Source organism: Paracoccus sp. MC1854, from assembly GCF_014164635.1.
In the GTDB taxonomy this organism is placed as follows: domain Bacteria; phylum Pseudomonadota; class Alphaproteobacteria; order Rhodobacterales; family Rhodobacteraceae; genus Paracoccus.
Genome location: NZ_JACJFU010000051.1, coordinates 1 through 12,035 on the forward strand (window position 1 = coordinate 1; position 12,035 = coordinate 12,035).

Annotated in this window: 14 protein-coding genes; 9 read left to right on the forward strand and 5 right to left on the reverse strand. The window is 62.7% G+C overall.

Annotated features, from left to right (window positions below):
* Positions 1-88 precede the first annotated feature (88 nt).
* The 4 genes from H5395_RS16690 to H5395_RS16705 form a co-directional block, all read right to left on the reverse strand.
* On the reverse strand, positions 89-478 hold the full coding sequence (locus tag H5395_RS16690; protein WP_182793670.1) for a hypothetical protein: 390 nt from the start codon (positions 476-478) through the stop codon (positions 89-91).
* A 64-nt stretch (positions 479-542) separates the two neighbouring features.
* Positions 543-866 carry a hypothetical protein gene (locus tag H5395_RS16695; protein ID WP_234450978.1) on the reverse strand — a complete coding sequence of 108 codons (324 nt, stop codon included), beginning with the start codon at positions 864-866 and terminating at the stop codon, positions 543-545.
* Positions 867-1,288: 422 nt separating this feature from the next.
* Positions 1,289-1,951, reverse strand: a complete 663-nt coding sequence (locus tag H5395_RS16700; protein WP_182793671.1) for an acyl-homoserine-lactone synthase — start codon at positions 1,949-1,951, stop codon at positions 1,289-1,291.
* A gap of 5 nt (positions 1,952-1,956) precedes the next feature.
* Positions 1,957-2,166 (reverse strand): hypothetical protein, encoded by a 210-nt coding sequence (locus tag H5395_RS16705; protein WP_182793672.1) that lies wholly within the window; start codon positions 2,164-2,166, stop codon positions 1,957-1,959.
* Between the two features lie 137 nt (positions 2,167-2,303).
* On the opposite strand from H5395_RS16705, the gene H5395_RS16710 reads away from it, so the two are divergent.
* The 3 genes from H5395_RS16710 (at position 2,304) to H5395_RS16720 (ending at position 5,478) form a co-directional block, all read left to right on the forward strand.
* Positions 2,304-2,927 (forward strand): helix-turn-helix transcriptional regulator, encoded by a 624-nt coding sequence (locus H5395_RS16710; protein WP_182793673.1) that lies wholly within the window; start codon positions 2,304-2,306, stop codon positions 2,925-2,927.
* Between the two features lie 417 nt (positions 2,928-3,344).
* Complete coding sequence (locus H5395_RS16715; RefSeq protein ID WP_182793674.1) at positions 3,345-3,947, forward strand: hypothetical protein; 603 nt, start codon at positions 3,345-3,347, stop codon at positions 3,945-3,947.
* Positions 3,948-4,242: 295 nt separating this feature from the next.
* The gene (locus tag H5395_RS16720) at positions 4,243-5,478 is read left to right on the forward strand and encodes a helix-turn-helix domain-containing protein (protein ID WP_182805386.1); all 1,236 of its coding nucleotides are present in this window, start codon (positions 4,243-4,245) and stop codon (positions 5,476-5,478) included.
* Between the two features lie 192 nt (positions 5,479-5,670).
* Here the strand turns inward: H5395_RS16720 and H5395_RS16725 are convergent, their stop codons facing one another.
* The gene (locus H5395_RS16725) at positions 5,671-5,874 is read right to left on the reverse strand and encodes a hypothetical protein (protein ID WP_182793676.1); all 204 of its coding nucleotides are present in this window, start codon (positions 5,872-5,874) and stop codon (positions 5,671-5,673) included.
* 363 nt (positions 5,875-6,237) lie between these two features.
* Between H5395_RS16725 and H5395_RS16730 the strand changes: the two genes are divergently transcribed.
* The 6 genes from H5395_RS16730 to H5395_RS16755 all read left to right on the forward strand — a co-directional run bounded on the left by H5395_RS16730 (position 6,238) and on the right by H5395_RS16755 (position 11,815).
* A complete protein-coding gene (locus H5395_RS16730; RefSeq protein ID WP_182793677.1) occupies positions 6,238-6,645 on the forward strand; it encodes a hypothetical protein in 408 nt (135 codons plus the stop codon).
* Entirely contained in the window at positions 6,635-7,147 is a 513-nt protein-coding gene (locus tag H5395_RS16735) for a thermonuclease family protein (RefSeq protein WP_182793678.1), read from the forward strand. Before H5395_RS16730 ends, H5395_RS16735 begins: the two co-directional genes overlap by 11 nt.
* A gap of 971 nt (positions 7,148-8,118) precedes the next feature.
* Positions 8,119-8,730 (forward strand): Crp/Fnr family transcriptional regulator, encoded by a 612-nt coding sequence (locus H5395_RS16740; RefSeq protein WP_182793679.1) that lies wholly within the window; start codon positions 8,119-8,121, stop codon positions 8,728-8,730.
* A 137-nt stretch (positions 8,731-8,867) separates the two neighbouring features.
* On the forward strand, positions 8,868-9,122 hold the full coding sequence (locus tag H5395_RS16745) for an addiction module antitoxin (RefSeq protein WP_182793680.1): 255 nt from the start codon (positions 8,868-8,870) through the stop codon (positions 9,120-9,122).
* Positions 9,123-9,124: 2 nt separating this feature from the next.
* Positions 9,125-9,442, forward strand: coding sequence for a type II toxin-antitoxin system RelE/ParE family toxin (locus H5395_RS16750; protein WP_182793681.1), 318 nt, complete (start codon positions 9,125-9,127; stop codon positions 9,440-9,442).
* 192 nt (positions 9,443-9,634) lie between these two features.
* Positions 9,635-11,815, forward strand: a complete 2,181-nt coding sequence (locus H5395_RS16755; protein ID WP_182793682.1) for an ATP-dependent RecD-like DNA helicase — start codon at positions 9,635-9,637, stop codon at positions 11,813-11,815.
* Positions 11,816-12,035 lie beyond the last annotated feature (220 nt).

A 12,035-nucleotide genomic window follows, 5' to 3' on the forward strand; every position in this document is an offset into this window, starting at 1 on the left:
CTCGATCCGGCGACGCTCCGCCAGCGAGAGGTGAGAATACCGAACCTTCATTCGAATGTCCTTTCAAAGCCCAACTCATTGTTGAGGATCAAAAGTCGCACTCCAAGGTAGCGCGTCCCCTGCGGGCGCGCGGGTTGAAGCGCGATTCCTGCCAGACCAGGGCCTGGAACAGCGCCGTCCATTCGTTTGGCGCGATGTTGTTGAGCTTGAGGGCCGGATGGTGCTGATAGCGCAGCGCTACGCTTCGCACGGCGGCAATGCCCGCCGCGCGGCCTGTATTCGCAGGGGCCGAAAGCCGAGACGCGGCACTCGGTTCGAGAAGCATCATCGCCTCGGCCGCGAGATCAGCCCCGTTTAGGTCGATAGCGGCGGCCTCGGGCATTGACGGGACGACGAGCCGGCCTGCGGCGTCATAACGCTGCACCGAACTGACCCGTGCTTCGCCGATTTGCTTTCCGCTTGCGTCGAAGCGGATCACATCAGCCGCTACCGGCGTACTCCCCAAGAGCAGGGCGATGAACGCCCCTAACCACGCCTTAGAACTATTGCCTTTCCTGCAGGGCGCGCTGACCTTCAGACATCGGCACGCACGGGCAGGTGATGCCACATTCTGACAAGAATGAGATGAGGCCGTTGATCGTCCGGAACAGTCTCTGGTCCATGTCTTTCCGGTAAGTGACCAGCGTTCGTTCGAGCTTGCCGTCAGGCGAGACAATCCTGATACCCCAGGCGCCATGCCAGTTGGCCTGCCGCTTTTCCGCGGGTTTCTTGCAAATGACCTCGATATGCCAGCCGCGGGTGAGTTCTTCCTTGAGTCCGTCTTCACTGACCACATTCGGAGCCGAGTTTGTGATTGGTGTGGACACAGACAGAACCTCGTGGGGTATCAGCCTGCGAACCGCCACGCGGTTACAAGCTCGATACAAGTTTACAATATTGCGTGCAAGTGGTAATATTGCACACACCGCCACTTTTGACGGCAACCCTTGGGATACTGGTTTGAAGCAAATCTGCAAGGAAAACACCGGGTCACAGCACCCCGTTTGCAGGCGCGCAACCTTCTCCCTGGTTACAATCTTGCTCTGGTTGACAATATTCTGTGGTGACGCACGGGCCTTTGGTGCCTGCACGCCCCCTGTGCCTCCGGCCGTGCCTCAGAACGATGCCTTACTGAAGGAGTATGCCGACCTGATCGAACAGGACTTCCAAGCCTATTTCGATGCCCTGACAGACTTCTCGATCTGTCATGACCAGCTCTTTGCCCGCACGATGGATGAAGCTCGCAGCGTTAGTGCAGACTACCATTCATTTCTTGCGCGGGCTGCTGCCGCAGGCGCAACTCTTGTGCCGCGACATGAACCGGGTTCACGACCGGACATTCAAAGGCCAGAAATCGACCGTCGTGGTTTCCGCTAAGGGGACCAAGCCTGCTGACAGGCCATCCCGCTCGTTGCGCCATCCGCATGAACGCCGGCGAGCCAAGAGCAAGACAACGCGTCGCCCCCTCCCCGAAAAGATACTCGTTCACACGCCGCAGGATCGCGGTGGCCACGCCTGGTGCTTGTGCGGCAAAGCGCGTCAACTCCCACACGTCCGGATCGACCGGGGGCTCGCTATAGCAGAGATCGACCGGCATCCCGGGTAACAGGTCGAGACAAGCATCGCGGATCATGTAGCTGTAAACGATCTTGCCTGTTCCCAAGGTCGTATCAGTCCGCTTCAGTCGAGCGCCCCCAATTACTTCCCTATGAACATGGGCGATAACGTAAACTGTATCAAACGTGTCGTATTGCTCGAACTCACTTTCTTCTGCGACATGGAGCGCCCATTCCTTCCGGTCAACAAAGACCTCTTTCCGGTAGTGCAGGAACTTGGAGACGAGATCCCACTCCGAAACTGCCGCCGGCAGCTTGAGGACGGACACCTTCATGTCTTGAAGCTTCATATCCATCCTCATCAGTGACGCAACTTGTTTGGCAAACGCGCAAGGCCCAGGAACTGCCGGGTGCCTGTGGCCGGGTGTTGGAGCCAAAGCCCTCGCGACGTGACCTCTATCATGACCACCCCATCAGCCTGGTAGGTCTTGAAGTGCTCGGAGAGCGTTTCGACCATGTCCGCTGTAAGCTCTGCAATGGCCTGGATTTTCGGTGGCGTTCGATCATACATGGGGTCGCTCCCTTGTCCTGAGACCCTTGTAGGACAAGGCAAGCAGGCGAGTCTGCCACAAAGTTGCAAAACTGCCTTTTCAGAGTAGCCAAATGGATATACCAAGCAGTTCACCTACAGCAAAGACTACGCCCTCCATGCTCCAAGACTTCGTTCCGAACTTCCCCGAGGAGGAAGCAAAGCTGGACGCGCTCGCCACCGGTGGGTGGTTCATGGGCTTCAACATCTCCTACAAGGGCGCCGAGGTTCTGATTAATCGCTACCCCTCCGGGTGGCAGAGTGAGTACGAGGAAAATAACTACTTTTTTGGCGATCCGATCCTTGTCTGGACGATGACGAAGACTGGCTCGATCCGCTGGTCGGAGGTGAACATCCCCGATCTACGCGGCATCATGGCGAGCGCGGCGAGGCACGGGCTCCGATATGGCGCAACAGTCACCAAGAAGTATGGGCGCAAGCGTTGCTTCATGTCGATGGCCCGACCGGATCGGGAGTTCACAGACGCCGAGATCGAGATTGTTGAAGCCAAGTTCACCATGTGGTGCGAACTGCTGCTGAACAAGGCACGGCTGACAGAAGGAGAGCTCGCCGTGCTGCGCGCGTTCCGCAACGGACATGGACAGCGTGAGTGTGCAGCCGAGTTGGGTATCTCCGAGGCCACGGTCAAGCAGCGCCTGTCGAAAGCCTGCTCCAAGCTCGGGGCCGCCTCAAGGACGCAGGCCGTTGCCATAGCCGTTTCAAGGGGATACCTGAACGGTTAACCATTGAGTATAGCCATACGGCTATACTTTGGCTTGATCTACTTTCCAAATGGTTGTGGCAGACTGTAACGTCGCCTGGTTCACTCGGAGCCAGAGATATGCGGCCGAAGAAAACTCATGCAGAACCGATCCAGCCTGTTGTCGATGGAGAGCGGCATGGGTTTCTGTATCGTTGGAACACCGGCGAGGTTCAGGTGATGTGGCTCTCTGGCGCAGATACAGACGAGCCTCTGCTCGCAGGGAAGCCGAAGCACCAGCAAGATAGCAATAAAGACGCATAATTATAATATTGCATTAGGTGTAGCTTGTGAGATATGACTGGCTGGCAGAGACCTGCTCTGCAACTTGAGGTCAGCCGTGTCTTGTACTCTGAGAATCAAAGCATTTCTGGCTGCTTCAGTCATACCGGCTGCTGCAATGCTCATCCCCCAGGATGCCAAAGCCTACCCCATAGACTGTGCGATTCTGCTTTGCATGGCAGGCGGTTTCCCAGCTTCTGCCGAGTGCAGTGCCGCCAAGGCCGAGGTGATCCGCCGGATCACGCCTTGGCCTGTCGAGCCGCCCCTGCAACTCTGGCGTTGTCCAATGGGGATCAGCGCCCAAGACGCAGCCCTTGCCGGAATCGTTCCATTGCAGCTCGGACCCGATGGCCTGACCCCCGAAGTGCGTACCTACCGCGATGCGATGGAGATCTACCACATCAGATATTGGAGGTTTCGCGACAAGGAAGGCGACATCATGGTTGAGGACAGCACCCAAGCCGGCACCTATGGCCGGACCGGAGCCTTTTCATGGCAGCGCGCGAGCTTCGAGGAAGGCCCGGCATGGCTGGCCGAGGCGGTCGGCGGCAAGCGCGTCACGCGCCGCGTCTGCATCCGCGACAACGACACCGGCTGTCTGGCCCATCAAACCATCGGATCGGTGAACCGGGGACAGCGGGAGATCACAAGCCTGCGCGGCGTGGCCTTCCGCTACCGCGACCACACCGGCGCCTATCACCATCAGTTCGTCCGCTACTGACCGCTGGGGCGGTAGCCTGCCCGCGACAAACATTTGCCGAAGCTCACCGCGCCGTGTATCCCGAGGAACAAAATCAAGAAGAGTCGAGGACAGCAGCACACGCCACAAAGAAGAACCCCCGCGCGGGGGAAACCGGCGGGGGGACAATGCAACCAGGTCGCCAAACCTGAAAGCCTATCTAAAGCTAAGGCCCGTTGTAGTCCCTCCTGACATCCCGATCAAGCAGAAAACGCGTTTGCGCGAACGGACCCGTCTTGCCGGCCGCCCCTGCGCCTGAACCTGTCAGGAGCAGACCATGACACATCTTGCGGCCCAAGCCGCCCCCCTCTTTCCGACCCTTGCGCTGCCCGGCGGGCGCAGCGCCCTTCTCGATCTGGTGCGCACAGTGCGCCATCTTCTGCGTCCCGTGCCTTGTGCCGGCGCGATCAACGCGCTTGCCGACATGATGGGTGCCACCCGTCCGTCCGACTGGACCGAGCCAAAGACCGAGCCCTGCTGCTACATGGACGCGGTGGAGATCGCCCGGGCCCGCGGCATCCCGGCCTCGACCTGGCGGCGCTACGAGGCGCAGCTTGCGGCGGCCCGCCTGATCGAGCGCCGTACGGCCGCGAACGGCGCCCGCAGCCGTTGGACCGGCACCGGCATCTTCTTCGGGCCACTGCTGGCGCAGGTGAGCGACCTTCTGGCTATGAGAGAGCAGGCCGAGGCCGAGCGGCGCGCACACGCCCATCTGCGCGGCAGGCGCTCCATCGCCCGTCGCCATCTGCGGCACGCGATCGAGGCGCTGATCGAGCTTGGTGCGGCAGGCGAGACGGTCCAGGCGCTTGTCGAGCAGCGTGACGCCTGGCCTGCGGCCGAGGCGCTGTACTGCATGACGGTGGCCGAGCTGCGCCGGCACGTCGATGAGGCCGAATCCCTGTGTCGCGAAGCGCTGGCTCTTGTCGAGAACCTCGAGAAATCAAGCGGTGGACCGCTCAGTTTCGAGCGGTCTCATATACAAGATACAACCCAAATTCACATGAAGTCAGGTAACGCATGCGTGGATAACCGGAGCACGGGCAAGCCCGTGCAAGACAATCCCTCAGCTGCTCCGCCTAACGGCTCCGCGAAGAGCACAGAAAAAAATGATGGGGCGGGCAGGGCAGCGGTCAAGGGCCAGTTCATCGACCGGCTGGGACCGCAGCGGCTGTTCGAACTGGCCTCCGTCGAGATGCAGCAGGATCTGCTGCGCCACCGCAGCGACCCGGGCGAGCTGACGCTGTTCGACTTCATCTGCGCGGCCTATGACCGCTTCCCCCACATCGGCCTGCGGCCGCGGCTTTGGGAGGAATGGGCGCAGCTCATGTCCGAGGAGGAACTGATGCTTTGCACGCTCATCACCGATGCACGGCGATCGGACCCCGAAACCCCGGTCATCAGCCCAGGGGGCTACATGCGCGGCATGGTCCGGGCCTGCCAGCTCGGCACCCTCAACCTGACCGGCAGCCTGATCGGCCTCAACGAACGACGGCTGGCCGAGGAACGGACATGAAGGGACGGCGGCAAGGGCTGAACTTGGTTGGAAACGTCGGTCACGGCCGGGGAAAGATCAAAAATCTCCTTGGCCTTGTCGGAGCAGGATCATCGACAGCGTATTGCAGCGCATTCGGATGCAGGACGGCGGCCGGTATGAAAGGCTCATGGGTGAATGAATACCACAGCCAGGCCGTCCGAGCCGGCGAGATCACCCGGTGAGGCCGCGCCGGCCCTGTCCGGTCCGGCCGGTTTCCCCGCCGGTCAGCGTGGTGCCTTTCGGTCTGACGCCCGAGGCCCTTGCCAGGATGGCAAGCTTGCCGTGGAGGATGCGGTAATCCGCATTGTGGTTATAAGCATGGATCGCTTCCAGCAGCAGTTCCCATTCCGTCTTCGTCAGTCCTGGGCCATTCATGGAACTGTCCTGGCTGGTCATGTGAATGTCTCGGTCGCGAATGTTGCATCTGGTCTCTTCGGAAAGCGGATGCCTCCCCAAAACCGCACGTCGAGGTGACAGCCTGAGTGTGTCCGTCCTGTCCTGCGTGAACTCCGCAACCGCCATGACCGCAAAGCGCCTGGTCCTGCATGGCTTTTCCGAAGCAACGCAGGGAAACTCTACCCAGCGTTTCGGCGAAGTCCCGAGATTTGTTCGGTTTATCGCCTTCTGGTATAGCCAATCGGCTACACCGAAATCGCCATGTTTCCCGAAAATGCATGGAGCACCGTGGACGACACCGAGGGTCCCACAATCCTCTTCTGATCTTGCGAGGAAGCCGACATGAAGCTGGCCGATTGGGTGGATGAAGTGAAGGCGACGGGTGGCGTGCCCGAGGGCGACCAGGACACGCTGGCCGCCATCACCAGCGCCGCCGCCCTCTGCTGGGCCGAGATCGACAGGATGGGCGATCCCCGCAGCGAGATCGTGCAACTCGGCGTCAAATGGATGGCGGCCTTCATGGTGTCCTGCGCCCGGCACGGCGAGACGGACTTCCGCGCGATCCTGGTGCCGGCTGAACACCAGCAAGACGTTTTCCGACGCGAAGCCATGCGCAACACGGGTGTGATCGCGAAGATCCTGACCGAAGCGGCCCTAGCATCGCCCCGCCTGTTTACCAGCGCCGTTTCTGCCACCGGCGTCCATCGGCCCGATGCCCCATCCGGGCGCGGCAAGAACCGTGGCGGCTGACCACCCGCAGCCCCAGGGCAGACCCCGCTGGCGGCGGCTGATCGTCGCAGCGGCGGCGCTTCTGCTAATCGCGGCGCTCGTCGCGTTCAGTTGGCCACAGAGCGGCAAAGAATGGCACGTTATAGACGGTGATACGCTGGAACTTGCGGGTGAGCGCATCCGCCTGTTCGGGATCGACGCGCCCGAACGTGGGCAGAGCTGCGGACCCGTCGCTTGCGGCACAGCCGCAACCGACGCCCTGGCCGACATTCTGTCGGCCGGTCCGGTCCGCTGCACCCGCGTCAACACCGACCGTTATGGCCGCACTGTCGCCCGCTGCCGTGCAGGACGCCACGACGTCAATCGCGAAATGGTCAGGCGCGGCATGGCATGGGCCTATCGTCAGTATGGTGACGATTATGTGCGCGACGAGAAAGCAGCGAGGACGGCGCGTATCGGCATCTGGAAATACAAGTCGCAACCCGCCTGGAACTACAGGGCTGGAAGACGGACAGGCAACTGAACCTATCGGCTAGGCCGTTCTAATACGCAGCCTGCCATCGCAATTGCGCTTTCCGGACGTCCGTCAGCAGCAGAGTCCTGCCTTGGAACGCAGCTGTGTTCATCCGGCCACGCGGCCCAAAAATACATACGGTTCAACGTCATTCCTTCAGTCGCAACCGAGGAATGTCAGGCTATCAGACGCCATGGCGTCCTCAGGCCGCTTTGCAGGGGAGGCGGCTTTGACATCCGGGATCGAGACATGCGCCTGTGGGACGAAAGTGCCTCCCTCGGTGTCGGTCGATGCCGAAAGCTTCCGGGTGTGGCGCGCGATCCTTGAGTGCCCGGCCTGCGGCTTCGCTGCCCGTGCAGTCGGCTACGAGCCGGTCAGCTCGCTTTCGCAAGCCACCTTCAGGTGGAACGCGCATGCAGCCCAGGTTCAGGCTCCCCGACTGGCCATCTCGATCCGGTATCACTGACACTTTTCCGAAAGGAGCGAATGAACCGTGACGGGCCGGAACTGCGGAGAGTCCCAGTTCCCGGACCCGCATCTGCAGTGCGCATTCGTTGAGCAGGGCGGCGAGATCCTGGCGGTCCACATTATCGCACCGACCCGAAACCGGGGCAGGGCGCCCCGATGGAACGATCATTTCGCACCAGGGTTGAGTTCGGCATTGATGAGCAGACGAGAGCCAGATTGATTTTCAATCAGCCAGCCCAATCCGAAAGACACTGCCGCGCGCTTGGCCGCACATGCTGAGTTGCGTCGGGACAGCAGAATGCCCGGCCCAACCGATCATGTCCCGCTGCACGACGCTGGCTCCGGCAAGGCCCTGCAGGCTTGACCCGGCGAAGACATGCATCCTTGACGCAGCAATGCGCCGCGGGTGCGACGCTGGCTCACCCTCTGCCCAGGTTATCCTGACGCCCGCCGAGCTTGAGACCGCCCGTCGATCCGCTCTCCTTGCCAGTCTTCCCGACGGGGGTGAGGCCATGCTGCTGAAGGATGCACGGGTGCAGGGCCTCAGGGCCGGTCAGGTCCTCTTCCTGCAGGACGAGCCCTCCGACGCGCTGTTCGTCGTGCTGGAGGGCTGGATCAAGCTTTACCGCACTGCCGCCAGCGGGATCGAGGCGGTGGTCGGCACCATGCGCGACGGCCAGAGCTTCGGCGAGGCAGCGGCACTCTGCGGCCAGCCCTGGCCTGTCTCGGCCGAGGCGATCAGCCCGGCGCGGCTGCTGCGGCTGGACGCACGCCATGTACGCCGCCTGCTGCAGTCCGACCCGGCGCTTGCCACCTCGATGCTGGCTCCGGCTTTTCAGCGTCTGCAGCAGCTCATTGCCCACATCGAGGTGCTGAAGACATGTACCAGCGTGCACCGGGTGGCCGAGTTCCTGCTGGACCTCATCGCGGAATGCGACGGAGACGGTCCGGTGGCCCTGCCCTACAATAAGGCGCTGATCGCCGGCCGACTGGGGATAAAGCTGGAAACCCTGTCGCGTACCTTCGCACGGCTGCGCGATCATGGTGTGCAGGTCGATGCCACGACGGTCCATATCGAGGACGTGGTGCGTCTGCCCGACGTGATGGTCGAAGCGGTGTCGTGAAGGGCAGGGCCCTTCTGAGCAACTCGTCTGCTGGCGCCTCTGGAACTCGGACGAGCAAGGAGCCAGCAGGGACACGCGGTTCTTGTTTCGTCTTCAATAATGGTCATATTGAAGACGCTATCGGAAAGGACCTTGCCATGGCTCAGACCACAACCATGACCGTGCGGCTCGGCCCGGTGCTGAGCGATTTCGTTGCGGCCAATGTCGGTGAGGACGGATCCTATGAGAATGTCAGCGAGTATGTCCGTGACCTGATCCGTCGCGACAAGGAACGGGCCGAGGCTGAAGCCTTTGTTCGCCTTCAGACCGAACTGACCCGAGCGTTCGCCGCGCCCGAGGACAGCTATCGACCCCTGACGGCTGCCGAGGTGATCGCGCGCAACCGGGGCTGATCGTGGCGGCCCTTCGCATCCAGGAGGCCGCATCGATGCGGCTGGATGACATTTATCGCTACACCCGTGAACGCTGGGACGAAGCGCAGGCCGATCGTTATATCACCGGCCTCATCGCCGCCTTCGAGCGGATCGAGGCACATGGGGTCGCCTCCCGCCCGATCCCGGCCGAGTTTGGCGTGAACGGCTTCTTCTTCCGCTACGAGCACCATTTCGTCTACTGGCGCCGGCTGTCCAATGGCGACATCGGCATTGTGACGATCCTGCATGAACGCATGCACCAGATCGGCCGGTTCGCCGAGGATTTCAGGCGCGAGTGACCTCTGAGGCGGTCAGTGGTCAGCTCGATCCTGTGGCAACTCGGACAGGGTCAGCGCGACCTGAGGAGTTGACCCCCACAGATCGGGACGGATCATGACGAGGTGCCCGGAAGATACCCAACCTGTCACGGGTTGCTTCCGCCCTGAGTCTACAGCCCAAGCTATCCCCCCAACGCACGGCCGGACGCCTTGATGAACCAGCAGTCTCAGGATGACGGGCGTGAGGTCCTCGCGGGACTTGTCGAGCGGGTGACGTTCCACAATCCCGAGACCGGCTTCTGCGTGCTGCGCGTCAAGGCGCGCGGGCACCGCGACCTGGTGACGGTGGTGGGCCATGCCGCCGCGATCTCGGCGGGCGAATGGATCAGTGCCTCGGGGCAGTGGAGCAACGACCGCACGCATGGTCTCCAGTTCAGGGCGCAGTTCCTCAGGGCCTCCGCGCCCACGACGGCCGAGGGCATCGAGAAGTATCTCGGCTCGGGCATGATCCGCGGCATCGGCCCGGTCACGGGCAAGCGCCTCGTGCGCCACTTCGGCACGGAGGTCTTCGACATCATCGAGACCAGCCCCGAACGCCTGCGGGAGGTGGGCGGCATCGGTCCCGTCCGTGCCGCCCGGATCGCCGCCGGCTGGGCCGACCAGAAGGTCATCCGCGAGATCATGGTCTTCCTGCACCAGCATGGCGTCGGCACGGCCCGGGCCGTGCGGATCTTCCGGACCTATGGCCTCGATGCAGTCCAGGTGATGAGCGAGAACCCCTACCGGCTTGCCCGGGACATCCGCGGCATCGGCTTCCGCACCGCCGATGTCATTGCCGAAAAGCTCGGCATCGAGAGGACCGCCATGATCCGGGTGCGGGCAGGGATCTCCTTCGCGCTCTCCGAGGCCATGGGGCAGGGGCATTGCGGGCTGCCGCGGACGGAACTGGCGGGGCTCGCGGAAAAGCTGCTGGAGGTGCCGGTCGAGCTCATCGCGCGTGCGATGGCTCTGGAACTGGCGGAGGGCACGGTCACGGCGGACCGGGTGGGTGATACGGACTGCGTGTTCCTGACCGGGCTTCACCAGGCCGAGCGCGGCATCGCCGCGCATCTCAAGCGCTTGGCCAGCGGTCCCCTGCCGTGGCCGGAGATCGATGCCGACCGTGCCCTGCCGTGGATCGAGCAGACAACGGGTCTTACGCTCGCCGCCAGCCAAGCCGGGGCCGTTCGCCTGGCGCTGCGCTCCAAGGTGCTGGTGATCACCGGCGGACCCGGTGTCGGCAAGACCACCCTGGTCAATGCCATCCTGCGCATCCTCGCGGCCAAGGGCACCCGTCTGCTGCTCTGCGCGCCCACCGGACGGGCGGCCAAGCGCATGGCGGAGGCCACGGGGTTGGAGGCCCGCACCATTCACCGGCTGCTCGAGTTCGACCCCGCCACCGCCGGCTTCAAGCGCAGCGAGGAGAACCCGCTCGCCTGCGATCTGCTGGTCATCGACGAAAGCTCGATGGTGGACGTGCCCCTCATGCAGTCGCTGCTGAAGGCGGTGCCGGGCATGGCCGCGCTGCTGATCGTGGGCGACATCGACCAGCTGCCCTCGGTCGGTCCCGGCCAGGTACTGGCCGACATCATCGGCTCCGGCGCGGTGCCGGTGGTGCGGCTGACCGAAGTGTTCCGCCAGGCCGCGCAGAGCCGCATCATCACGAGCGCGCACCGGATCAACGAAGGCCGGCTGCCGGACCTCTCGGCGCCCGAGGGTGAAACGGACTTCTACTTCGTGCCGGCCGAGGCGCCCGAACAGGCGGGGGCGCGCATCGTCGAACTGGTGCGCCATCGGATCCCGCGCCGCTTCGGGCTGGACCCCGTCCGCGACATCCAGGTGCTCTGCCCGATGAACCGCGGCGGCGTCGGCGCGCGTGCGCTCAACATCGAACTGCAGGCCGCCCTCAACCCGGCGGGTGCCCCGAAGGTCGAGCGCTTCGGCTGGACCTTTGCGCCGGGCGACAAGGTCATGCAGGTCGAGAACGACTATGACAAGGAAGTCTGGAACGGCGACATCGGCCGGATCACGTCGGTCGATCCCGAAGAGGGGGAGGTCACGATCGACTTCGACGGCCGCCCGGTCGTCTTCGGCCTCGGTGAGCTCGATACCGTCGTGCCGGCCTATGCGGCCACGATCCACAAGGCGCAGGGGTCGGAGTATCCGGCCGTGGTCATCCCGGTGATGACCCAGCACTACGCCATGCTGCAGCGCAACCTGCTTTATACCGGCGTCACCCGCGGCCGGAAGCTGGTGGTGCTGGTCGGCCAGAGGAAGGCCGTGGCCATTGCCGTGGGGAATGTCGCGGGACGGCGGCGCTGGACGAAGCTCGCCGAATGGCTCGCCGCGGCGTAGGGCTTGAGGCGCCGCAGGATGCTTGGAAGAGAACGAAGAACACACAATAAGATATTGATATAATTACATAATTCCAATTACTATAAGAGTTGGTATACGCAAGGGACGCGCTACCTTGGAGTGCGACTTTTGATCCTCAACAATGAGTTGGGCTTTGAAAGGACATTCGAATGAAGGTTCGGTATTCTCACCTCTCGCTGGCGGAGCGTCGCCGGATCGA